Source organism: Microcoleus sp. N9_B4 (assembly GCF_036701635.1).
In the GTDB taxonomy this organism is placed as follows: Bacteria; Cyanobacteriota; Cyanobacteriia; order Cyanobacteriales; family Microcoleaceae; genus Microcoleus.
The window spans coordinates 19,776-43,504 of sequence record NZ_JAUBRC010000026.1 but is presented as its reverse complement, the minus strand read 5'-3'; the positions used below and the strand labels follow the sequence as shown (position 1 = coordinate 43,504).

At 45.2% G+C, this 23,729-nt stretch carries 25 protein-coding genes; 8 read left to right on the top strand and 17 right to left on the bottom strand.

The features are described 5' to 3' along the window. Positions 1-42: 42 nt before the first annotated feature. Complete coding sequence (locus QUA43_RS18145; RefSeq protein WP_333375776.1) at positions 43-987, bottom strand: aldo/keto reductase; 945 nt, start codon at positions 985-987, stop codon at positions 43-45. 143 nt (positions 988-1,130) lie between these two features. Here QUA43_RS18145 and QUA43_RS18140 point away from each other — a divergent pair, with 143 nt between their 5' ends. Together QUA43_RS18140 and QUA43_RS18135 are read left to right on the top strand one after the other, a co-directional pair. Then, positions 1,131-2,564 carry a BCD family MFS transporter gene (locus QUA43_RS18140; RefSeq protein WP_333375727.1) on the top strand — a complete coding sequence of 478 codons (1,434 nt, stop codon included), beginning with the start codon at positions 1,131-1,133 and terminating at the stop codon, positions 2,562-2,564. A gap of 243 nt (positions 2,565-2,807) precedes the next feature. After that, the gene (locus QUA43_RS18135; protein WP_333375726.1) at positions 2,808-3,641 is read left to right on the top strand and encodes an inositol monophosphatase family protein; all 834 of its coding nucleotides are present in this window, start codon (positions 2,808-2,810) and stop codon (positions 3,639-3,641) included. A 426-nt stretch (positions 3,642-4,067) separates the two neighbouring features. Here QUA43_RS18135 and QUA43_RS18130 read toward each other — a convergent pair whose 3' ends face one another. Both QUA43_RS18130 and QUA43_RS18125 read right to left on the bottom strand, forming a co-directional pair. Continuing rightward, on the bottom strand, positions 4,068-4,637 hold the full coding sequence (locus tag QUA43_RS18130) for a PIN domain-containing protein (RefSeq protein WP_333375725.1): 570 nt from the start codon (positions 4,635-4,637) through the stop codon (positions 4,068-4,070). 3 nt (positions 4,638-4,640) lie between these two features. Beyond that, positions 4,641-5,111 (bottom strand): helix-turn-helix domain-containing protein, encoded by a 471-nt coding sequence (locus QUA43_RS18125; RefSeq protein WP_333375723.1) that lies wholly within the window; start codon positions 5,109-5,111, stop codon positions 4,641-4,643. Between the two features lie 90 nt (positions 5,112-5,201). Here QUA43_RS18125 and QUA43_RS18120 point away from each other — a divergent pair, with 90 nt between their 5' ends. Further along, the gene (locus QUA43_RS18120) at positions 5,202-5,825 is read left to right on the top strand and encodes a hypothetical protein (protein WP_333375721.1); all 624 of its coding nucleotides are present in this window, start codon (positions 5,202-5,204) and stop codon (positions 5,823-5,825) included. 78 nt (positions 5,826-5,903) lie between these two features. On the opposite strand, the gene QUA43_RS18115 is transcribed toward QUA43_RS18120, so the two are convergent. The 6 genes from QUA43_RS18115 to QUA43_RS18090 all read right to left on the bottom strand — a co-directional run bounded on the left by QUA43_RS18115 (position 5,904) and on the right by QUA43_RS18090 (position 11,148). Continuing rightward, the gene (locus QUA43_RS18115; protein ID WP_333375719.1) at positions 5,904-6,485 is read right to left on the bottom strand and encodes an NAD(P)H-dependent oxidoreductase; all 582 of its coding nucleotides are present in this window, start codon (positions 6,483-6,485) and stop codon (positions 5,904-5,906) included. 341 nt (positions 6,486-6,826) lie between these two features. Further along, a complete protein-coding gene (locus QUA43_RS18110) occupies positions 6,827-7,459 on the bottom strand; it encodes a retron system putative HNH endonuclease (protein WP_333375718.1) in 633 nt (210 codons plus the stop codon). Continuing rightward, entirely contained in the window at positions 7,456-8,709 is a 1,254-nt protein-coding gene (locus QUA43_RS18105) for an AAA family ATPase (protein WP_333375716.1), read from the bottom strand. The genes QUA43_RS18110 and QUA43_RS18105 overlap by 4 nt, the downstream gene beginning before the upstream one ends. 52 nt (positions 8,710-8,761) lie before the next feature. Next, on the bottom strand, positions 8,762-9,637 hold the full coding sequence (locus QUA43_RS18100; RefSeq protein ID WP_333375715.1) for a ChaN family lipoprotein: 876 nt from the start codon (positions 9,635-9,637) through the stop codon (positions 8,762-8,764). Positions 9,638-10,414: 777 nt separating this feature from the next. Next, positions 10,415-10,777: a cupin domain-containing protein gene (locus QUA43_RS18095; protein WP_333375713.1), complete on the bottom strand. Its 363-nt coding sequence runs from the start codon at positions 10,775-10,777 to the stop codon at positions 10,415-10,417. A 95-nt stretch (positions 10,778-10,872) separates the two neighbouring features. Beyond that, positions 10,873-11,148, bottom strand: coding sequence for a hypothetical protein (locus QUA43_RS18090; RefSeq protein ID WP_333375711.1), 276 nt, complete (start codon positions 11,146-11,148; stop codon positions 10,873-10,875). Between the two features lie 160 nt (positions 11,149-11,308). On the opposite strand from QUA43_RS18090, the gene QUA43_RS18085 reads away from it, so the two are divergent. From QUA43_RS18085 to QUA43_RS18070, 4 genes are all read left to right on the top strand, one after another. Then, positions 11,309-11,947 (top strand): peroxiredoxin, encoded by a 639-nt coding sequence (locus tag QUA43_RS18085; RefSeq protein ID WP_333151366.1) that lies wholly within the window; start codon positions 11,309-11,311, stop codon positions 11,945-11,947. Positions 11,948-12,142: 195 nt separating this feature from the next. After that, positions 12,143-12,727, top strand: a complete 585-nt coding sequence (locus QUA43_RS18080) for a Uma2 family endonuclease (protein WP_333375710.1) — start codon at positions 12,143-12,145, stop codon at positions 12,725-12,727. 65 nt (positions 12,728-12,792) lie between these two features. Continuing rightward, positions 12,793-13,767: a cysteine synthase A gene (locus QUA43_RS18075; RefSeq protein WP_333375708.1), complete on the top strand. Its 975-nt coding sequence runs from the start codon at positions 12,793-12,795 to the stop codon at positions 13,765-13,767. A 123-nt stretch (positions 13,768-13,890) separates the two neighbouring features. Further along, complete coding sequence (locus QUA43_RS18070; protein WP_333375706.1) at positions 13,891-14,190, top strand: (2Fe-2S) ferredoxin domain-containing protein; 300 nt, start codon at positions 13,891-13,893, stop codon at positions 14,188-14,190. Between the two features lie 14 nt (positions 14,191-14,204). Here the strand turns inward: QUA43_RS18070 and QUA43_RS18065 are convergent, their stop codons facing one another. The 7 genes from QUA43_RS18065 to QUA43_RS18035 form a co-directional block, all read right to left on the bottom strand. Further along, positions 14,205-15,434, bottom strand: coding sequence for a hypothetical protein (locus QUA43_RS18065; RefSeq protein WP_333375704.1), 1,230 nt, complete (start codon positions 15,432-15,434; stop codon positions 14,205-14,207). A gap of 173 nt (positions 15,435-15,607) precedes the next feature. Beyond that, complete coding sequence (locus QUA43_RS18060; RefSeq protein ID WP_333375703.1) at positions 15,608-15,976, bottom strand: HNH endonuclease; 369 nt, start codon at positions 15,974-15,976, stop codon at positions 15,608-15,610. A 75-nt stretch (positions 15,977-16,051) separates the two neighbouring features. Beyond that, a complete protein-coding gene (locus QUA43_RS18055; RefSeq protein WP_333375701.1) occupies positions 16,052-16,675 on the bottom strand; it encodes a heme-copper oxidase subunit III in 624 nt (207 codons plus the stop codon). A gap of 150 nt (positions 16,676-16,825) precedes the next feature. Then, positions 16,826-18,631: a cytochrome c oxidase subunit I gene (gene ctaD, locus QUA43_RS18050; protein ID WP_333375700.1), complete on the bottom strand. Its 1,806-nt coding sequence runs from the start codon at positions 18,629-18,631 to the stop codon at positions 16,826-16,828. Positions 18,632-18,709: 78 nt separating this feature from the next. Then, positions 18,710-19,711 (bottom strand): cytochrome c oxidase subunit II, encoded by a 1,002-nt coding sequence (locus QUA43_RS18045; RefSeq protein WP_333375698.1) that lies wholly within the window; start codon positions 19,709-19,711, stop codon positions 18,710-18,712. 221 nt (positions 19,712-19,932) lie between these two features. After that, complete coding sequence (locus QUA43_RS18040; protein WP_333375697.1) at positions 19,933-20,691, bottom strand: class I SAM-dependent methyltransferase; 759 nt, start codon at positions 20,689-20,691, stop codon at positions 19,933-19,935. A gap of 104 nt (positions 20,692-20,795) precedes the next feature. After that, positions 20,796-21,809, bottom strand: a complete 1,014-nt coding sequence (locus QUA43_RS18035; RefSeq protein WP_333375695.1) for an LD-carboxypeptidase — start codon at positions 21,807-21,809, stop codon at positions 20,796-20,798. 73 nt (positions 21,810-21,882) lie between these two features. Here QUA43_RS18035 and QUA43_RS18030 point away from each other — a divergent pair, with 73 nt between their 5' ends. Further along, positions 21,883-23,316 (top strand): carotenoid oxygenase family protein, encoded by a 1,434-nt coding sequence (locus QUA43_RS18030; RefSeq protein WP_333375694.1) that lies wholly within the window; start codon positions 21,883-21,885, stop codon positions 23,314-23,316. A 208-nt stretch (positions 23,317-23,524) separates the two neighbouring features. Here QUA43_RS18030 and QUA43_RS18025 read toward each other — a convergent pair. After that, positions 23,525-23,729: hypothetical protein (locus QUA43_RS18025; protein WP_333375692.1), on the bottom strand; the 205-nt coding region annotated here is incomplete at its 5' end.

The following is a 23,729-nucleotide window of genomic DNA, read 5'->3' as shown; positions in this document are numbered from 1 at the left end:
AACAGCGAACAGTCAAAAGTCAACAGTCAACAATTAACAAATTTATTCTCGCCAAGGACGTGTCATTAATTCTAGTTGGTTGACTTCATCTTGGCTTAAACTCCAGCCTAATGCGCCTGCATTTTCTTGGGCTTGTTTTGCGGTTTTGGCGCCGGGAATGGGGATGACTCCGTTTTGGCATATCAACCAGTTTAGGGCAACTTGGGCGGGAGTTCGATCGCGCTTTCGGCCCATTTTTCGCAGCGTGGACATGACTAATTCAATTTTTTCGAGGCCGCTTTGGCTGAAGCGGGAGTCCATTTTGCGGGCTCCTGTAGGTGGTTCTTGGGCTGTGTATTTGCCGGTCAGCAATCCTTGGGCTAAGGGGCTGTACGCTAAAATTGTAACTCCCAATTCGCGGGCTGCACTCAAAATTCCTTGTTTTTCTACTTGCCGCGACAGCAATGAGTACCGGACTTGATTTGTTGCTAGGGGAACGCCTCTGGCTGCTAGTATTTTGTGGGCTTGGCGCATCTGTTCGACGGAATAGTTGCTGACTCCTACTGCTTGAATTCTGCCTTGTTTGACTTCCTCGGCTAAGGCGTTCATTAGGGTTTCTTGACTCAGCAAAAAAGTGAAGGGCCAGTGCACTTGGTAGAGGGCTATTTGTTCTACTTGCAAGCGTTTTAAGCTGGCACTCAAAGCGTCGGAAACTGATTTTCCTGTAATCCGCCAAGGTACGGGGCCGAATTTGGTGGCTATTTGCACGGGTTGGGTGGTTTTTTTGAGAAACTGCCCCAGTAATTCTTCTGACAAGCCGTTACCGTAGACTTCGGCTGTGTCGAAAAAGTTGACTCCGCTGTCTAGGGATGTTTTGAATGCTGCTTCGACTTCGGCGGCGCCGTAGTTGCTGCCGTAGTTCCAAAATAGTTTGTCGCCCCAAGCCCAAGTTCCGACGCACAGGGGAATGACGGCTGGGCCATTTTGTCCCAAGGTAATGGTTGTCACGGTTGGTAAATCCACAATTCTTTATTGTCTATTATTTTTCTATAAATAGTCGCGATCGAGCTTCTAGCCTGGGGAGGAATGGCGGCTGGTGGCGGGTATCTCAGTTACTATAAATGAGTCATGCTGTGTTTATTTGAGTAGCTATGTCGATCGACCGTTTGCCAGATTCAAGATTAACAGATTCCGCGACTCCTGCTATCAAAAGAGTTACCCTGCTGACTATGTTCCGGTTGGGTTTGTTTCAGATGGGATTGGGCATGATGTCGATTTTGACGCTGGGGGTACTCAATCGCGTCATGATTAAGGAGTTGGCGATTCCGGCTACTGTGGTCGCTGGTACGCTGGCCATGCACCAGTTTGTCGCCCCGGCTAGGGTGTGGTTTGGGCAAATGTCTGATGCTAAGCCTTTGTTTGGCCATCACCGCACGGGTTATGTGTGGGTAGGAAGCGTTTTATTTGTGATTTCTGCTTTTTTGGCGGTGCAGGTGATGTGGGGCTTAGGCGCTAGTTTGGAGGCTGTGGGTTGGACGACTCCTACTTACGGTTGGGTGGGTTTGTTGGGTTTGATTTTTGCACTTTACGGTATTGCTATTTGTTCGAGTTCGACTCCTTTTGCTGCTTTGTTGGTGGATGTTTCCGATGAGGAGGATCGATCGAAGTTGGTGGGTGTGGTGTGGTCGATGCTGATGGTTGGTATTATTATTGGGGCGATTGTTAGCAGCGGTTTGCTGAAGCAAATTGATGGGGATGTGCCGCGGGAAGTGTTGCAGGCTTCTATTAATGGTTTGTTTGTGAAGGTGCCGGCGCTGGTTTTGCTGTTGGTGGGAATTGCGACTTTTGGGGTTGAGAAAAAGTATTCGCGCTACGGGGTGCGATCGTCCGCAGTGAATCGAGAAGATAAAATTACTCTGGGAAGTGCGCTGCGGATTTTGACTGCTAGCCGCCAAACCGGTTTGTTTTTTACTTTCCTGCTGATTATGACAATTAGTTTGTTTATGCAGGATGCGGTTTTGGAACCTTACGGCGGGGAAATTTTTAAGATGTCGATTTCGCAAACTACTCAGTTGAATGCTATTTATGGTACTGGTGTGCTTTTGGGTTTGAGCGCAACTGGTTTTTTAATTGTGCCGCGCATTGGCAAGCAAAATACGATTAGATTAGGTTGTTTGTCGGTGGCGGCTTGTTTTGTTTTAATTATTTTATCTGGATTTACGGGCAATCCAATTGTGTTTAAGTCAGCTTTAATGTTGTTTGGGTTAGCTTCGGGAATTACCACGACGGGTGCGCTGAGTTTGATGTTGGATTTGACTGCTGCAGAAACTGCTGGGACTTTTATTGGCGCTTGGGGTTTGTCGCAGGCGATGGCGCGTGGTGTGGCGACGATTAGTGGCGGTGCTATTTTGGATTTGGGCAGAAGTTTGTTTGGGGTGCCGATGTTGGCTTACGGTTTAGTTTTTGCTGTGCCGGCGGCGGGTATGATTCTGGCTGTTTGGCTGTTGGGTAGGGTGGATGTTCGGGAGTTTCAGGATAATGCTAAAAGTGCGATCGCCACTATTCTTCAAAATGAATTAGACTGAGGTTTGGCAGTTGTCAGTTGGCAGTTGGCAGTTGGCAGTTGTTAGTTGTTAGTTGTCAGTTGTTAAGCTGTTCGGCATTTAAAGGAGGATAGTAGGGTGCGTCAGTAATAAGCGTTTCCCATGTATAGTCAGTGTTCTAGCTGACGCACCTTACCTAGAGCGTTAATGGTTTAAATGCGTAACAGCTTATTGCAATAACGAATAACCAACAACGAATAACCAACAACCAATAACCAATAACTAATGACTAATTTTTGGGATTCTATTTTAAGTTTTTCTCAGACTACTGTCAAGACAGTCGGCCAGCAGTTTTTGAAAGATTTCGGTTCTGCACAAGCGGATGAGAAGGATGATGGGAGTTTGGTTACGCAGTCTGACAATTGGGCGGATGCGGAGATTAGAAGTGCGATCGCATCTACTTTTCCCAGTCACGGAATTTTGAGCGAGGAAGGAGAACACGTTTTCCCAGATACGGAATGGTGTTGGGTTGTCGATCCTCTGGATGCTACGACTAATTTTGCTCGGGGAATTCCGATTTGGGGCATTTCTTTGGGTTTATTGTATCGCGGAACTCCGGTTTTTGGCTGCGTGCATTTGCCGCCGGTGAATCAGTTTTTTCACGGTTTTTATGCAGGGGAGTTGGCGGGCGACAATGTATTGGCAAATATGCCTCAAGGTGCTTTTTTGAACAATCAACCGATTTGTCCGACTGCTGATAAGATGAGCGGGAATCATATTTTTAATTTGTGTTCCCGGAGTGTGGGAATCGGGCCTCATCTTCCCAGTAAAATTCGGATGTTGGGCATGGCTAGTTACAATTTTTTGACTGTGGCTTCGGGTGTGGCTATGGGAGGGGTGGAAGCGACTCCGAAAATTTGGGATATTGCGGGGAGTTGGGTAATTGTGAAGGCTGCGGGTGCGGTTTGGCTGCCGCTGGAATCCCAGGCGATTTTTCCCCTGGAAGTTGGGAAGAATTACGGGAGGATTTCTTATCCGACTTTGGTGATGAATCGGCAGGAGTTGGTGTCGGTGTTTTTGCCGTTTGTGGAGGCTTGGAAGAAGAAAAAAATGGGGTAATTTAGGTGAATCGAAGCTATCCCGTAGGAAATCGAACAATTATTAAATAAAACTGCAGGGCAGGCGTGACGGAGGAGTCTCCCACGTCTGCCGTGCTGTTTGGAAGAAATATACCGACCGATGACCGATGGTTTAAGTATGTCTACTCTTGTCTATTTCTGCCAATCTGCGATCGGGTGGTTTTGTTTTACGTCGATCGGGTGAGGCGGTGCTGGTACAATTTGTGGTAATGTTTTCACGAGCTATTATCTCTAGGAAATAAAATTACACCCGTTTTCCAGTATAGGCACAAGGGAAAATAGATTTACAGCGGTGTTGGCAAAAGCAGATGAGTGGTATGTTGGCTATGTCGAAGAGTTAGCCTGTGGGAAGATACAATAATACACCGGGGAAGAAACTCGGAAAAGTCTGCGGTTTGCGATCGCACTAATCTCGATAGCACAATTCTCGCATCCGATTTGCTGACAGCGGCAGTCCCAATTCTAGCAGCGTTTGTAAATACTCGTCAGGCGTTTTTGGCGGATTCTTGAGCCTGATTCTTTGTTTCTCGGCTGCTTTGCATACTGTTTGCCAGTTGAGGTCAAGCAAGTCTAAAATAAAATCATCTGGATGCTGCGCTAAAATGTAGTAAGGTGCAAGAGCTTCTTCAGGAAAATCTCTGAGATTGAAAGTAATAATAAACTTAGAACGAGAGTGAATTGCAGCAGCGAGGATATGACGATCGCCGGGATCGGGAAGTTCTAACTCTTGTATAATTGTCTCATAGCCTTGCACCAAGCAATTTTCAACACTTGCATTCATTAATCTTTTGGTTCTGGCAAGCTGTTCAAATCTTATATCGGGACGGTTTATAAGTACATTTCTCATCCACTCGTCGTGAATTTCTTCAGTCCAACGTGCCTCAACTATGTCGGTAGTTGCCAACTCTACAAACAAGTCACGAAGAGATGCCGAATACAAAACATTAGCATCGTAAACAACAGTTAAAATTGCCATGCTTTAATGGTACAAACCGAGTGCTTCTGATTCAGATACAAGCCTATCCATAATTTTACTGCTTTCTTCGTAACTTTGTTTCTTATAGTCCATTAAATCTTCGTAACGTATCCGGCGACTGTTCCTGACTGTCTTGTAAGGGATTTTGCCCGCCTCCAGCAACTCCCGCATATATTTATCTGAAACTCCCAGGATGTCTGCCGCTTGATAAATATGAAGTTCTTTAGTAATTGGAGTTAGCTTGACAGTATTGCCGCTGCTTGTCTGTTGCAAAATCGCTAATAGCAGGGGCAATGCTGCGGCAGGTATGTCAATTGTCTTTCCCTCTTTTTCGTTTAATATCAATTTGAGGGATTCGCCAGATGGATGATTTTGCAAGTGCGATTCTAAAGCGCGGCTGCTGGTTTTGGCAACCGCTGCTTCTGCTGCTGTCGGCAAAGCAGGTGCTGAGTCGGGATCTCCGGTGAATGTCATGTTAATTTGGGGGTGAGAATAACAGGCAATCAATTATAATTGTAGCAATTTGAGAATGCGATCGCCAAAATCGAGCAAGGAGGTTAACCTGTGGCATACAGCGACTTTACAACTTTAGCGAAAGTTAGAGAATCTTTTAATTTAACCGTAGAAGAACCTTTAGATTTGTTTGGTGATATCCCAGAGGTACAGCCAAGTTCCTATTTGCAAACTACTTTAACTGAAAACCTGTCCTTAGCTACTGCAATTAATACAGAAAAGGCTCGCGCTGAATTAATTATTGCTCCAATATTATTGGAAGTCAGGCGGCAATTTAATTTTCAAGTTGGTTTTTTCTCTGGTTCAGAATTCAATGTAGATGTAGAAGCGGGCTTAAACGGGTATTGCGATTATATTCTCACTGCATCGAAGGATTCCTATGAAATTCGCGCCCCCGTAATTACTCTCACAGAGGCTAAGAATGAAAGTATTAAATCCGGTTTAGGGCAGTGTATTGCAGAAATGGTAGCCGCCCAATTATTTAATCAGCGCAGCGGAGAGCAAATTGAAAGCATTTATGGGGCTGTTACTACGGGTACTGATTGGAAGTTTCTTAAATTGAGTAACAGCACAATTTTTATTGACAAGCGAGACTTTTTTATTAATGAAATTAGTCGGATTTTGGGCATTTTAACAATGCCGTTTCAAGGCTTTTATTCTATGAATCGCACTTGATGCAGCCAGCAAAATAACAGATGCTGGGATTAGGGACACAACATTGCTGTGTCCCTACTGCAAAATGAATTTATTGCTTCAGGCGATTAATTTCGACAGCACATTAGACAACTTAGCACCGAGATTCTCAACAGAGTCCTGCTGTTTGGGATCTTTCATCGTACCGTCAGCATTAAATGCTTCAAAAGCTTGGGGAATTGCTTTCTGATCGGGGAGTACCAATACGTTAATATTCCCCAGGATCGATCGCAAATGCACCAATCCCCGCAAACCCCCAATTCCGCCTGGGGAAGCACTCATAATTACCGCTACTTTGCCAGTAAATGCCACCAATCCCGGTTCACCCGGTGCTGGGCGCGATACCCAATCGATCGCATTTTTCAACACAGGCGTAATTGAACTGTTATACTCAGGGGAAGCTATCAAAAACCCGTCATGCGCTACCATCAATTCCTTCAAGTGCCGAGCATTTTCTGGCATTCCCTCTTTGGCTTCCAAATCTTCATCAAATAGCGGCATCGGCAAATCGCGCAAATCTACATAAGTAACTTCTGCACCCGCCGCCGTAGCCCCAGCCGCCGCAACTTTTACCAGCAGTTTGTTGTAGGATGCTTCGCGGGTACTCCCGGCAAATGCGAGTATTTTTGGTCTATTGTTCACGGTATTTCCTGATATTTTGACAAGATAATCTTGACATTTCCAAGCTAAATTTTAGCAAAGGAAGGCGCGCGCTGTCTCTTTCCTTAAGATATATTAGTTAAATAAATTGTCACCAAAAAAAAAACGGGCAGGCGTGACGGAGGAGTCTCCCACACCGGGCGCGCGGTTTGTTTGTAGTAAATATAACCGACCGATGACCGATATGTAAAGTGTGCCTTGGTGCATCGAGTTTCTGGAATCTGCGATCGTGCTATTGAATTTTGTGCGATCGGGTGATGCGGTGGGGTAAAGTTTATATTAAGTCCGATCGTCGCTCGCGCCATCTTTGGGTAACATTAAACTTAAGAAACACCAAAATAATTTTTGAGATAATACAAAACAGCATTACAAAAAGGCTGGTATCGCCCTTCCCCATTCATTTGTTGACAAACTTGAGCTAATAATTCTGCCTCTTCCTGTGTTATTCCTTCCAGTGCTTCAAATGCTTGCTTTCGTCCCTCTGTTAAGTCAAAATGATTGAGTCCCAAAACTTTAATGGTTGTTTGAGCATCTTTTTGATGAGCTAAATTATTTGCAGTTGGCAGTATCTCACCACTGCTAGAGTAATCAAAAAATTCTTCACAGTTGGCTTGTAGTGGCGAAACCCCGATCGCAAGATTCTGCTTCTTATTGCCACAATACTCTGGCCAATTTGGATATCTGCCACAAGAAGCTAGCATATTTGTGTAATCAACAGATAATTCTAAATCTGTTTTGCTCTGAGGGGCTAGATGTTCAATATGGCTATTACTTTGGTCAACACTATTACAGCAGTAGCAGCAAATATAGCCTTGTTCACTTAGCAAAGAAATGTGTACCGATCCTCTCTCAGGGTTGAGAAGACATTTGTAATCATAGTTGTAACCGAGAGACTTCTGTGTAGCCTTCCAGTCGGAAAAATTTTGAGGCTCTTTCCCCTTTTGAATATATTTCATTTATTGAGAATTTCCTTGCGTTGAATTAGCCAATCTGCTCTCACAAATTCAGGATCTTCTTCTCCCATTCTGTGTGCTAATTCTTGGCGCAATCGCCGTGCGTTGTCGAGTTCCCCCTTGTCTATGAAACGAAACAGTTCGCGTAAAGATTCTAGAATTTCCTGCGGACGTTCTGGGGTTCCCATAAGCGTTTCTAGAATTCGATTACTATCTTTCCCATAGGATGGTACTCGCTCGATCGCAATTCCTTCAGATGTTGACCTCAAAAGATGAACCCATTTGAGATCGCTGATTACCTGTGGCGAATGAGTCGTAATTATAAACTGGCAATTTGGGAATGTTTTTTTCAGATTCGGAATAATCGCCCGTTGCCATTTTGGGTGCAAGTGTAGCTCAATCTCGTCAATCAAAACAACGCCGGAACCCTCAAGCGGATTGCAATCTGGATTCGGATTTGCGATCGCCAAACGCCTTGCTAAATCTCCTGCTAGTGCTAACAAGCATTTTTCACCATCGGATAGTTGATTGACGATCAGTTCATCACCTTGTTTGTCTGCCGTCATTCGCAAAGGCGATCGCCTAACCCGTAAATTTGAAAAGCCGTCTAGTAAGTTAGCGATCGCATATCTGACTGCTTCTAGTTCCCGATCGCGATACTGATCGGAATCATTTAGTCGTATTTCGTTTTCTAAATCTTCCCGATCTCTAAACCATTCAAAAAAGCGCCTAAAATCGATCTGCCCTCCCGTGAGAACCTCGTCATAAGCAGTTATCTGCTCAAACGAATGTTTCGTCCTAATCTTCAAAGGAATATCAAGTACAGCACGGTTAGTTGGGTAGTAAACAGCCAGAGGCAATGCTGCGTAAGAATTAGCATCTAACTGACTGTGTATGCGATCAACAACTGTTTTTAAGTCCCCAAGGTTGCTGCTAGTATCCTTGCTTCGCCCTTTACTGACCTTGGTTAAAGACCATACCACTTCCGGCCAGTCATGGATTGAAATTGTAATTTCGTTGTGAGTTTCTTTGCATCCTTTTTTGATATCATCTTCGTGGAAAAAACGTCCAGAACTATTGGGAGTTTGAATTCGCTTTGTCAGCCAGGATAGAAGAATAGCCAAACACTCAAGTATGCTGGATTTTCCCACACCGTTGATACCGATAAACACAGTCGGCTCATCGGTATCAAACTCCAGGGTCAAATCGCTGATGCCTCGGAATGAGTTCATTTTTAGACGCTTGACTTTCACGATTTGGTTCTCCCTCTGGCTGAGTGGGTTATATTTTTGAGATCATATCAAATCAATGCTTCCAAACAAAGTCAGCAATGGGTCTATCTGCCGACAAAACAGGATTGTCACTGGAATTGAATAAGATCGATCGCACTTTTACCTTCCCGACTCCCAAACGCCTCTCGACGCGACTGGGAATGCCGTAACCGTAAATAATGTGTCCTTTCCCCGCCAACACCACAACTTGATAGTCGGGGTTTGCTTTGACAAATTCAGCTATTTTTTCCGCCATAGTTTCGTCCCACAAAACTTGGGCTTGCAAGAATCTTTCAAAAGCCGTACTATTTCCCTGTTCTGCCTTTTGGTGTTGCTGGTAAACTTCTAGCAGCAGTTGCCGATATTCGGCGTTGTCGGTGCGAATTTCGGATATTGGCGGTATGTGCTTTTTTTCCTCTGCTGTGAGGCTTTCTAAACCTTGACGGGCAACTTTTCTCGTTACTTCGGATGGTGTATTTAAGGCGAGGACGGGTAGTTGATTTTCTTTGGCAAACCGCAAAATGGGGGCGTAAGATTCCCAGGGAAAGCGCCATCTGTGATCGTACTCTGTTTGCTCGACTAATTGCTGTTCAGTCAGTTTACCTGCTAAGTAGTTGTCGATCACGCTTTGAAAGGGACGCTGAAACATTTCCATCGCGATCGCAATTTTCCGATTTTGCCGCTGCATTTCTCGGATAATCTTTAGTTGAGCTTGGTGGTCTTCCGCGCTATCGTGGGTTTCTCCCAGATACACGACTTTTGCCTTCACCAACTGTTGCAGAATCTCTTGGTTAGTGTAAGTTTGCGGAGGTTGAGGGTTCGCCGTCGTTTGCGCTGTCACTACACTGCTGCACAGCAGAAAGATGCTGAGCGATAAGGCGCACAGTTTGATGAGTTTGGTTGTTTTCATACAAATATTATGCCGTTTCTCGCAGCAGCAAGCACAGCCGAACTCTACTATTTTAGCTGAGCACTTAGAAAGCTCAATGCTTAATTTAACTTCATAATTAGTTATAATTATCTATATCCATAGAGGATTGTCTTCTCTCTTCCCTTTTCCCTCTTCCCTCTTCCCTCTTCCCTCTTCCCTCTTCCTTCTTCCTTCTTCCTTCTTCCCTCTTCCTTCTTCCTTCTTCCCTCTTTTGTAAAGTTTAGTTGCAGGTACTTGCGCTTCTAGAAGAAGGTGATAAATTAATAATATGAAGCAAACAAAAAGCTTCTCTGACAGATACCACAGCGACGTTCACAATAGAATCTAAGGAGTAAAAACGCTGTTTAATCTCACATCTGTCTCATTAAAAACCAATAGCAGCACCCACCAACAAAGCTGATACTTCCTCAACTAATGAGAGGGGAGCAATGCAAATGAATCTGAGGATTATTGCAACTCCACATCGAAGTTGAAAAACGAGGAAATCACTCGGTACATATGGCTGGGTGCTGTTGTTGTTAAAATAAATTTTCGGTTTGTGATATCATGTCAGGTCTATTACCCTGATTCCTGTAGGGGCGGGTTCACCAATAATATTTGCCAAAAACGGACAATCTCACAAACCCGCCCCGGCAATTGTATTAGGGGCGATTGATCGGACATGATATGATGTTTTTTTCAGTAAAGGCAGAGCCTTTAGATATGCGTTACCGGGCAGAACCGGGTAACGAGCATACAAGGAGAAAAACTAGAAAATTACTGGAAAATTGTCTCGTCTTCCTTCCGCCACGCGGGATCGACGATACAAATAAATATTAGCGGCTCTGTGCCGCAGTTGTAAATAAACTGCTTGGCGTTTGGGGGAATGTAAACTGCATCTCCGGCTTCTACAAATTGATTTTCGTCGTCGATGTGCATCTCCCCAACGCCGCTGAGGATATAGTAAACTTCAGAAGTTGTCAGGGAGTGCAGCGCAGAAGTTTGTCCCGCTGGCAAAGTGGCATGGGCTAAACTGTAACGCAACTCGACAGATTGTTTGTCGGGATGCAGCAATTCTCGCAGTTGAGTACCGTCGCCAGCAATAAACTCGTCGCAGTCATTTAGCTTTTGAATTAGCATTCTTTCCCATCTCCTGAAAATCTCTTTACCACAACTTAAGTTTAATTGAAAGAGCCAGAGATGTTAAGAAATATGTAAAGTGGCGGCCGATTTTTTTAACCGTAAGTTCCCGAATGCGATCGATAATCAGGACAGTCGATCGCATCTTCAGATAAAGCTATTGTAGGCTGAACGGGACACTTGAGGTGGTAGTCGCCGGTGAAAAATACGCAGTTAGCACAAGGAATTTGGTGCATCCTCTGAGCTCGACGCAGGGAGTCGGTGACAGTACGCCCGACACTCAAACATAGCAAAAAAACTAAACCCCAGGCGGAGACAAAACACAGCGGGACTAAAACAGGCTGTATTGCCTTAAGCAAAAAGTCAAGCATAGCAAGAAAATTTAGCGTTAGAAGCCACACATACATTAGAGTAGTGGAATTGCTGATCGATCGGCCAAAAAGTTTAGAATCCTTTACAGCTCGATCGAGAAACCGGGGAATTATGGCATGATAAGGAACAGTCCTTAAATAAAATTAGAGGAAATCAGTTATGACTCTGCGATTAGGCGATACAGTTCCCAACTTTACCCAAGCTTCGTCTGAAGGGGAAATCAATTTCTACGACTGGGCTGGCGATAGCTGGGTCGTGTTATTTTCCCACCCGAAAGACTACACTCCAGTGTGCACCACAGAACTCGGTGCAGTGGCCCGTCTCAAGTCTGAATTTGACAAGCGGGGCGTCAAAACCATTGCCCTCAGCGTCGATGATGTGGATTCTCACATGGGCTGGATTAAAGATATTGAGGAAACGCAAAATGTCACCCTCAATTATCCGATTTTAGCAGATGGCGATCGTAAAGTTTCCGACATTTACGACATGATCCATCCCAACTCGCTAAACAACTTAACAATCCGCACAGTTTTTGTGATTGACCCGGAAAAGAAATTGCGTTTGAGCATTACTTATCCGGCTAGCACAGGTCGGAATTTTAATGAAATTTTGCGAGTAATTGATTCCTTGCAACTTACGGATAAATACAGCGTTGCGACTCCGGTTGATTGGAAAGATGGCGACGATTGCGTAATCGTACCTTCGATTACCGACCCCGCAGAATTGGCAGAGAAATTTCCCAAAGGCTACACGCCGGTTAAGCCTTATTTGCGGATGACTCCTCAGCCGAATAAATAGGTTTAGCATTCCTGGACGCAGAACCTAATTATGTAAGGTGTGCAGTGCACACCTTACCTCTATAATTCCCGCGTCAAACCAGCTTGTAGTTAGGACTTGAGTCCTTAATCCTGATTTTTGAGGACTTTAGTCCTCACTACAAAAAAATAAATTGTGCAATCTTGTGTAAACACTTTAGATTTGAGGAAAGGCAAAATGCTGTCATCAACAATTGTGTTGCGAATACCGCCCAAATTGCAAATGACAGACGACGAGTTTTTCGAGTTCTGTCAAATCAATAGTGAATTACGAATTGAACGCAACAAATCGGGAGAATTGCTAATTATGCCTCCTACTGGTTCGGAGACGGGAAACCGAGAAGGTAATATATTTGGGCCGCTGTGGGTTTGGGCAGAACAAAATGGTACTGGTTTAACGTTTACTTCGAGTACAGGATTTACTCTGTCAACTGGTGCAGAAAGGTCGCCGGATGCTGCTTGGATAAAATTGGAAAGATGGAATGCTTTGTCACCCGAACAAAAGCAAAAGTTTGCCCCGATTTGCCCGGATTTTGTAGTAGAACTCAGGTCGGCTTCTGACAATCTCAAGCCATTGCAAGAAAAAATGCAAGAATATATGAGAGAACCAGGAGTGCAGTTAGGCTGGTTAATTGACCGCAAAAATCGCCGAGTTTATATTTACCGTCCTGGTTTGCCAGAAGAATGTTTGGAGAATCCGGCTACCGTTAGCGGCGACCCCGTTTTGCCGGGATTTGTACTCAATATGACCCGGATTTGGTAAAAGTGGTAGCAATAAATATCAACTTATTGTAAAAATTAATAATAGGATGCAAACACGCAAAAAATATGGATATTAAAAACGGCTTTGTAGGCACAATCGGCAACACACCACTAATTCGCTTAAACAGCTTCAGCGATGAAACTGGCTGCGAAATTCTCGGTAAAGCAGAGTTTCTCAATCCCGGCGGTTCCGTTAAAGATAGGGCTGCTTTATACATCATCAAAGACGCAGAAGAAAAAGGCTTGCTGAAACCGGGCGGTACCGTTGTTGAAGGCACTGCGGGCAATACTGGCATCGGTTTAGCCCACATTTGCAACGCTAAAGGTTACAAATGTTTGATTGTGATTCCCGATAACCAATCTCAAGAAAAAATCGATGCTTTGAAAACCTTGGGCGCTGAAGTTCGGACTGTTCCCGCTGTTCCTTACAAAGACCCAAATAATTATGTCAAATTGTCTGGAAGATTGGCTGCGGAAATGGAGAATGCAGTCTGGGCAAATCAGTTTGACAATTTAGCCAATCGCCGAGCCCATTACGAGACAACTGGCCCGGAAATCTGGGAACAAACAAACGGTAAAATTGATGCTTGGGTAGCCGCAACGGGTACCGGCGGCACTTTTGCTGGGGTAGGAATGTTTTTGAAAGAAAAAAATCCGGCTATTAGAATTGTCTTGGCAGACCCGATGGGCAGCGGACTTTACAGTTATTTCAAAACAGGGGAAATTAAGACTGAAGGTAGTTCGATTACTGAGGGAATTGGCACCACTCGCGTGACTGGAAATATGGAGAATGCCCCGGTAGACGACGCCATCCAAATTGACGATACTGAAGCTGTCCGGGTGATTTACCAACTGCTGAGGAAAGAAGGGCTGTTTATGGGCGGTTCTGTGGGGATTAATGTGGGGGCGGCGGTGGCTTTAGCGAAGCAAATGGGGCCTGGACATACGATTGTTACGGTACTCTGCGACGGCGGGGCTCGGTATCAGTCGCGTTTGTTCGATCGACAATGGTTGGCTTCCAAAGGTTTGTCACCAGATTAACCGTAGGGTGCGTTGCGGCGCACCTTAAAATCTGGGTATATATAAAATCTGGGCATATATGCGCGCACCTATTCCCATGATACAAAAATAGCATATATGTAGCAGATTGTCAAGTAAAAAAACATGAAAATCACAGAATCTTCTAGGCAAGTTCTTGTTTGCCAAAACCGCACTTGTCGCAAGCAAAATTCAGCAAAGGTACTGGCAGCTTTTCAGAAATTGTCGCCATCAGAAGTTGAAGTTGTTGCTAGCAGTTGTTTGGGACAGTGCGGCAACGGGCCGATGGTGTTGGTGCTGCCAGAAGAGGTTTGGTACAGCGGTGTTTGTCAGGAGGAAGTTGCGGCAATAACAGAGCAACATTTGCGGGGAGGAAAGCCGATAGAGAGGATGCTTTATCGCAAGTTTCACCGACTTTCTCATTAGTCGATCGCCCGCGTTCAAAATTCTTCGGCAAACAACCGGCGGAGAATTTCCGTGACTTCGGCGCAAAATCTGGCGTCGAGTTCGATCGCCAAGCGATCGACATTGGAACCGCCTACAGGTTTTTCTGCCCGCAAACTCATGGCTAAAGTTCTGAGTTTTGCCGGCTTTCCCGCCGCCTTCGGTCGCTCGTCAACAAACCGCACTAAAGCCACATAAACTGTTTCTAGGGTTCCCCTGATCGAGCTCAGTCCGTAACCCAATTTTGAGATAATTACTGGAGAAGTGATCAGGCCATCCATCCCCAAAGTTTTAATTGCTACGTCCACATATCGAGCGCTGTCATGTCCCATTGCTCTGACAATGCTTTCTAAGCTGTTCCACTGAGATGCTTTCAGGCGCGATCGCTGTTCGATGTGGAAGTGCCATCCTAACATGGAAATCAGCCTGGTCAAGTCATAAGCAGATACGGAATTACTTTGTTTGGTACTGTTTAATGCGGCACTTAAAACCACTTGTTTTTTGGTAAGGTCGAATATTTTTGGGTTGTTGTGATAAGGATTTTCCCCGTAATCGCCGCGAAAAATTAGGTCATTATTGCCAGTAGCGCTCTTCAGCCATTGCTCTAGTCCTATGCGAGTATCGAAGCGTTTGAACATCGCGGCTAAGGAGTTTGAACTTGCTATATTTGAGGCATAGCTAATCATGTCTTTTGCTAAATCGTAAAAATAATAATCGTGTTTTTGCCCGTTGCCATCTCTAACAACGCAGTTGTCTATGTCGCAGTCGGGATATTTGCTATTTACTTGACTGACGATATTAAGGAGCGGGATAATTTTAGTAGCACTCCACTGCTCAGCATTGGTAAGGGCGTTTTTCCCCAGCCACTGCGCCTGAATTTTGCCGTCTACAAAACTACCAATGCAAACGCAGGCTTCTTTGATGTCTTCGTGGAGAAAATTTAAAGCTTGAGAGTTAATTTGAGGTACTTCTCCCAGGCTGGGAAACGGGGTAAGTTTGAGGGGATTATTGGGTCCGGGAATATAGCTAATTACCTTTAAGCCGTCGGGTTTCTGTTTGAGATAATCGGGATAGTTTTTAATGTGTTGTTGGTAAGGGGATTTTTCAATGCCCCGGTCTAAAAAAGCTAGTTTGTTTATGTTAGCTTGGGCATCTATTTCCATTTGGAGGTAGTTTTTGTAGATGCGGGCTCGGTCTTTTGCGAGTTCGAGGGAGGTGAGGTTCATGATAATAGTTGGCAGCTTGTTACGAATAAGTAAATCACTATACTAGGATTTACGCAAACAAACCGGGGTTCTATTTGTAAAATTTTGGGTTATGGAACGAAAAATTAATGAAGAAACCGGGCATCAGACAGTAACTGCGTCCAGGAGTATATACCTAATTTCTGGCCCTGCGATCAAGCTTTTTTGCCGCGTACTTGAATGCGTTTGTCGGTTTTTTGTTTCTTAATCCAAGAGAGAAATTTCTGGAGTTCAGGGTCATTTTTGAGCTTTTCCAGGGTGTTGAGATCTTGGGCGAGGTGTTTGTTGTCAAATAGAGAGTGAATCTGGCGGTGACAGGCTGAGCAAATGTCGATTGTCGGGCTGGGATCTTCGTTTTTGCGCTTGGTGTTTTGTTTGGGGATGAGGTGATGGGCGGTTAATGCTTCCATTTGTCGATCGCACAATTCGCACTGCATAATTTTCTCAATACTCCTGGATAGGGGAATTGCTACTTTTAGTTTAGCGCGATCGGCTTTGAGGATGTGAATGAAAGGCGATCGCACTCTCCAAACAATAAAAAAACCCCCAATAGGGGGTCATACAAATCTCTTGTGGCAGAGGTTGAAAAGCCTCTGGGATCACAAAATATACAGTAACAGAAACAAAACAATCCAAATCACATCCACAAAGTGCCAGTAAATCTCAGTCGCTTCGATGCCGAAGTGGTGCTCGCTAGAATAGTGACCTTGCACGCGCGATCGCCACACCACCCCTGCCATCAGCAGCACTCCAAACGTAACGTGCAAGCCGTGAAAAGCAGTCAAAACGTAAAAGCAACTGGCATACAAATTAGTCGTCAAGCCAAACTCTAAATGAGTGTATTCGTAAACCTGACCTGCCAAGAAAACTGCGCCCATAGCAATAGTTACGAGCAACCAATTCCGCATTCCGGCGGCATCATTCTTTTTAATTGCAGTATCAGCATTGTGAATCACAAAACTGCTAGCAATCAAAATCACCGTATTAATTCCCGGCAGCAATAACTCTCGTCCCGGCGTACCTTCAGGAGGCCACACGGGGGCCATCGCCCGATAAATCAAATACGCGGCAAACATACCGAAAAATATCATGCCTTCAGCGCACAGGAACACAATTACACCTAACATTCGGTGGTCGGGATGCTCGACACCGTGTGCTTCTACTTCGCCCTCGTGGTGGTAATTTAGGGCTGTTTTTGTCGGATCGATCGCGGGAATTTGCATAAGAAATTGGTAATGAAGAAGTCAGTTGTCAGTTGTCCGTGGGCAGTGGGCAGTTGGCATTAGTCATCAGTCATTAGTTAACAGTCAACCGTTAACAGTCAACAGTCAACAGTCAACAATGCCCAATGACTGATGACTGATGACTAATAACTATTCGCCATCTTGACTTTCATCAGCAGGAGAATCAACATTTATCTCTGATTCAGGAGCGACCAAAGTGGCAGTACCGCCAAAGAAAGTTGAAGCTTGAGCCTCCGCAATAGGAATACCTGTTTTCTGGGCGTTGCGGGTGGCATTTTCCCTCAGCTTGAGCCTGAGACGTTCCCCTGTATGCTGAATTTTTTCCATGCCGTAATCGTAAGGCCCCGTTGCCAATACCGGCACTCCTTCAAAATTTTCGATGGGGGGTGGCGAAGTCGTCATCCATTCCAAACTCAAAGCTTGCCAAGGATTGTCACCTGCTTTCGGGCCGTACCTCCAGCTCCAAATCACATTAATGATAAACGGGATTGTAGACACTGCCAGCATATAAGCACCGACAGTACAAATGACATTAATTGTGGTAAATTTCGGGTCGTACATTGCCACCCGCCGGGGCATTCCTTGCATCCCCAAAGCGTGCATCGGCAGGAAAGTTACAGTAAAGCCAACATAGGTTAAAACAAAGTGAACTCTACCCCAAAATTCATTAATCATCCGCCCCGTCATTTTGGGGAACCAGTGGTAAAAAGCAGCGTAAATGCCAAACACTGAGCCACCAAACAGCACGTAGTGTAGGTGAGCGACGACAAAATAAGTGTCGTGAACGTGAATGTCGAAAGGTACGGAAGCTACCATGATCCCGGTGATGCCACCGAGGACAAATGTTGAGATAAAACCCATCCCAAATAGCATGGCGCTAACAAGCCGGAGTTTGCCTCCCCAAATAGTTGCCAACCAGCTAAATATTTTAATCCCAGTTGGTACGGCGATGATCATAGTCGTGATCATAAAAAACATCCGCAGCCAGCCGGGAGTACCGCTGGTAAACATATGGTGCGCCCACACGATCAAGCCCAAAAAGCTGATCGCGAGACTAGAATAGGCGATCGCCAAATAACCAAAAATTGGTTTGCGGGAATGCACTGGCAAAACTTCTGAAATCACCCCGAAAAAGGGCATAATCATAATGTAAACTGCCGGGTGCGAATAAAACCAGAATAAATGCTGGTAGACGATGGGATCGCCGTTGCCTGTCGGGTTAAAAAATGCCGTCCCTGCTAACAAGTCAAACGACAGCAAAATCAAAGCTGCGGCTAAGACTGGAGTAGCAATCAAAGTCAGCGCTGAAGTCGCAATCATCGCCCAGCAAAACAAAGGCATTTCATTGAGACTCATGCTCGGAACGCGCATGGTAAAGATGGTAACGGCAAAATTTACCGCCCCCAAAATCGAAGAAGTTCCGAGAATCAAAACGCTCAGAATCCAAATTTCTTCCCCGGCTTGAGCAGTAACTAAGCTCAAAGGGGGATAGGAAGTCCAACCCGCCTGCGGAGCTCCTACCAAAAAACTGCTCAACAGCAACACGCCGCCTACGGGAATCAGCCAAAAGGCAACGGCATTCAGCCTGGGAAATGCCATGTCTTTGGCCCCAATCATTAAGGGGATCAAAAAGTTAGCAAATCCGGCTCCGGCGGGCACAATCCACAGGAATATCATCACCGTCGCGTGAACAGTAAATAAACTGTTGTAGAGTTCGGGGGTGACAAAATCGGAGTCGGGGGTGGCGAGTTCTGTTCGCACCAAAGTTGCCATCACGCCGCCGATTAAATAGAAAATAAATGTTGTGACCAGGTATTGAATACCGATGACTTTGTGGTCGGTATTAAAAGTGAAGTAGTCGCGCCAATGTCTATCGGCGGGCGCTGTTCCGCGAGCCTCAGTGTTTGCACTTTCTTGGAACTGTGCTTGTGTCATAGTTATTAGTCATTAGTTATTAGTCATTAGTTATTAGCTAAGGATAAAATACCCAGTGGCCGGAACTAATGACTATTTTTAGTGATGAGTTGGGTGAAGTTGTTCTAGGGTTTCGGAATTAATTTTTATTTCCCTGACGTAGGGAGCCAAAAATTCTCCGTCTGACAATTCCCCAGGATTGACTGCAACTGCTTGCTCTAAGTTTTGACTGCTAGCAACTTGCTGTTCTTGCAGCCAACTGTCGAATTCTTCGGGCGTATGAACGACTGCTACAGCTTTCATCGCTCCGTGATAAGCGCCGCACAATTCAGCACAAACAACCCGGTATTCGCCGGTTTTAGTTGGTGTAAATCTCAGTTCGCTCGGCCGGCCGGGAATTGCATCTTGTTTGAGGCGAAATTCCGGCAGCCAAAATGCGTGCAGCACGTCTTGAGCTGAGATATTTAGCTGTACGTCGCGGTTGGCTGGCATATGCAGTTCGCCGGAACTAACGCCGCTTTCTGGATAGCTAAAAATCCAGGCGTACTGCAAACCTGTGACATTTACAACTAAGTCTGCTGGTTTGTCTTCATTTTCTGGGGAAGCGCCTACGCCTAAAGCAACGAGTTTTTGAGACGGAATTTGAGGGGCGTTTTGGGGTGTATCTGAGAGTGTGGCTGCGATCGCACTTCCTCGCATCTTAGAGTGCGCTTGCATGGTGCCGTGGTCGTGATTGCCCATCGGATCGAGGCCTCCCATTGAGTTGTAAATCTCAAAACTGTAGACTCCGATTCCTAAAATAATCACCGCCGGCACGGCTGTCCAAAGAATTTCTAAGGGAAAGTTGTCATGCCAAGGTGGCCCGTCTGTGTTGTCTCCTTGACGGCGGCGATATTTAATTGCAGCAAAGATGAGAATTCCCTGGACCATGATAAATAGTCCAGTGGAAATGGTCATCATTGTATTGAAAAGTGCGTCTATGTCGGATGCTTCGTCAGAGGCGGCGATCGGCATCAAACCGTGATTCTGCCCGTACCAGAGACTGATCAGAGTCACTACGATGCCTGCGAGCATGGTGAGGATGGAACTTGGAATGTTCACGCTGGTACTTCTTAATAGCGACACTTCTTCGCTTGAAAAATGAAGGAAGCGCCTCTGGGTTATCAATTTTTAATTGTAAATGGTATTTTTAGTAAAATGTCTCTCTTAAGGGTTACTTAAGGCTTAGAATTTTTGACCGATCGCCTGCGCGCCTCAAAAATACGTCTTTTGTACCTTGACAAAATTCAGTAAAAATGGTAAATAATCGCTCTATTTGGCTGCTAAATTTGAGATTTTTTCTCAAACACCATCAAATGCTGCTGGGGCAACATATCTTTTGTCTCTTTCCATACTAAACCGACGGCGGCCATTTCTTTTTTCACCTGCTTCTGCGTCATTTTGTGCAAACCTTTAATGGGAATCAGCGGGTTTTCGCCCCGATACTCGATCGATACCGTGCGGCCTCCCGGTTTAAGTGCTTTCACAATTCCTTGCATCATTTCTCTGGGATATGCAAATTCGTGATAAGCATCGACCATCACAACTAAATCCACGCTGTTTTCCGGTAAATTCGGATTGTCGATACTTCCCAAAACTGGCTCAACGTTAGCGATATTTTTTTCTTGTTTATTCAATTTAATAAAATTAATCATTTCCGGCTGCACGTCAACTGCCAAAACCTTTCCTTCTGGAACTAAGGGAGCGATGCGAAAGCTAAAATATCCCGTTCCTGCTCCAATGTCGGCTACAATATCGGTTGATTTTAAATCGAGATTGTTGACTAATCGAGCAGATTTTTCTTCCATGCCGCGAGACGGTCTTTCCAGCCAACTAGCCCCTTGATATCCCATGACTTGGGCAATTTCTCGACCCATGTAAAATTTGCCGATTCCGTCGGGATTGTGGACAGTTCGCTGCTGATAAATGGAGTCGCTGTTGGCGGTTTTACTTGCTGCTGCACAGGCATTGAGCGGCAACAGGCAAATTATTGCGAAGATTATTAATGTTAAGGGTTTAATTAATTGTTCTGTTTTTTTCACGATATTTCTGATTTTGTGTTTAAATTTATTTCTCGTTCCCTGGCTCTGCCTGGGAACGCAGATCCAGAGGCTCTGCCTCGGTAATATCCACAAGACTTCAAGACTTAATTGACAGCGGATTCTAACAATCTGATTGTACCAGAATTTGCGTCAATTTCGACTTGTTTGCCGATCGGCAAAGTGAACTGCTCCCGAATGTGTCCCACCATTGAACCATACCACGCTGGAATCTTCAAAGGGCGAATGTGGTCGGACAAGACTTGAGGCAAGGTTAGGGACTCTTGGGGTTTTTCAGCTTCGCACTTGGTACACTGCCCGAAAATAAAACCTGATATTTGATCAAGAATCCCCGCTAATTTAAGCTGCGTCAACATTCTATCGATGCGATAAACCTCTTCGCCAACTTCCTCAACAAACAAAATACTGTTTTCCCATGTCGGTAAATATGCAGAACCCACCATTGCTGCGATTACTGATAAATTGCCACCGATTAGTTTTCCCCTAGCTGTTCCGGGTTCAATTGTTTGAACTTGCACGCTTTTGGAGTTTTGCATGGTTATAGAGCCTCCCTCAAACAAAACTTTTTTGACGTAATTTACTGTCAATGGGCTCCAAGTTGACACACCTAAAGGGCCGTGAAAAGTAACTATATTAGTTTTAGCATAAATCGCCAATAACAGCGCCGTAATATCGCTGAATCCCATAATAATTTTGGGATTGTTGCGGATAATATTGTAATCCAGGAGTGGCAAGATCCGACCGCAGCCCCAGCCGCCCATCCCGGTAAAAATAGCTCGCACTGAGTCATCGGCAAAGGCTGCGTTGACATCGGCGGCGCGATCGGCATCCTTGCCTGCTAAATAGCCGTAGCGGTCATAAAAATGCTCTCCCAATTTAACTTTTAAACCCAGGTTATCCAGAACTTTAAAAAATGGCTGCACTTCTTTTTCGTAGTTGAAAGCGGCAGGATTGATTAAAGCTACAGTATCGCCGACTTGCAGGCGGCGCGGCTCGATCGCAGTTTTGGGAGATACGTTGGTTTGGGCGAGTGGCAAAAGCTGAGTACCAATAGCAGTCAGCCCAAAAGTTCTGATCAGAACACGGCGGCGGAGAGTCATAGCTGTTAGTTAATTTTTGCTATAATTGTATAGCAAAAATTCTGTCAGATCAGTTAAAAATTGCCATTTTCCAATGAAAACAGACACTAAAATCTCAGCTAAAAAATCTTGGGCTCAAGCTTTAGCCCGTCCGGCTGCAGAGTTTCCGCTGACTCAGCTATTGGTTAAAAGCGGTAAAATTCCCGCAGGATTGCGCGGCACTCTCTACCGCAACGGGCCCGGGCGTTTGGAACGCGGCGGCATGAATGCGGGACATTGGTTTGACGGCGATGGTGCAATTTTGGCAGTACATTTTACCGATGTCGGTGCTGCTGCTGTTTATCGCTACGTGCAGACAGCGGGATATCAAGCTGAGGAAAAAGCTAATAAATTTCTCTACCCTAATTACGGCATGACAGCACCGGGGCCTGTGTGGCTGCGCTGGAGCAAACCTGTTAAAAATGTTGCCAATACTTCTGTTTTAGCTTTGCCCGATCGACTTTTAGCATTGTGGGAAGCCGGCCCGCCTCACAGCCTCGATTTGCAAACTTTAGAAACTATTGGCATCGATAATTTAGGAAATTCAGCAGGAGAATTTCCCTATTCTGCTCACGGCAAATGCGATCCCATGACGGGCAATATTTACAACTTTGGAGTTACCATTGGTGCTACTACAAAGTTGAATCTCTATAAAAGCGATGCTACAGGCAAAATTCTGCAAAAAGCAACTGTGGCTTTAGATGGAATTTCCATGATCCACGATTTTGTTTTAGCTGGGAAGTATTTAATATTTTTTGTACCGCCGATGCGACTAAAAGTTTTACCAGTGTTAGCTGGAATTAGCAGTTACAGCGAGTCTTTTGAATGGAAACCGGAGTTAGGAACCCAGATATTAGTTATTGACTCAGAAACTCTATCTTTAGTTAGTCGCGGGGAAACCGAACCTTGGTTTCAGTGGCATTTCGCTAATGGTTTTGTCAAGGAAGATAGTTCGGTGGCTGTAGATTTTGTGCGCTTCGCTGACTTTCAAACTAATCAGCGGCTCAAAGAAGTAGCGGCAGGTGAAACTCGCACTGATGCGGAGGGGACTCTGTGGCGGGTGCATCTCAATCCTCAAACTGGCAAAGTGACAGCAGCCGAAGAATTGCTGGATCAACCTTGCGAATTTCCCGTAGTACCTGCTTCAGAATTAGGGCAAGACTCACGATATATTTATCTGGCAATGTATCGCCCTGACGTTGATATTGTACCGGAACGTTTCGGTGCGATCGCCCGTTTGGACACGCAAAGCCGCAATCTCACAATTGCCGACTTGGGCGAAAATCGCTATCCCACAGAGCCCATCTACGTTCCAGATATTTCCTCGGAGAAAGGTTGGATAGTAACAGTTATTTATGACGGTAATTCTGATAGCAGCGAAGTCTGGATATTTGACAGCGACGGACTTTCTGATTCCCCTGTTTGCCAGCTAGAATTGCCCGGTGTCATACCTTTGGGCTTTCACGGCACTTGGAAATCGGCAGTATGATAAAATTGTAAAGAAGTGTTGCGGAAGATTTATTAAAAATTGTTGCCGCTTCTCTGTCAAGTTGTTAAGGTGTGTGTAGATAGGAAATTCTCATATCTAGGAGGTGTGGAATTGATAATCTGCATTGCTCAATTATCCTGTGCCAATTCGCACCAATCCCCGGCGATTGTAAGTCGCGGTGGCACAGGATATCGTCTGCCTCTGCGGGCTAAAAAAAGAGGGTAATAAAGCCCTGGCGGATAACCAATCCCCGGCGTATATTCCCGGCGAATGAATTCGCGGCTACACAGGCAAAGTCCGCCTTCGCGGACTGAAGAAAACCAATCCCGGCGAATAAATTCGCGGCTACACAGGCAAAGTCCGCCTTCGCGGACTGAAGAAAACCAATCCCGGCGAATAAATTCGCGGCTACA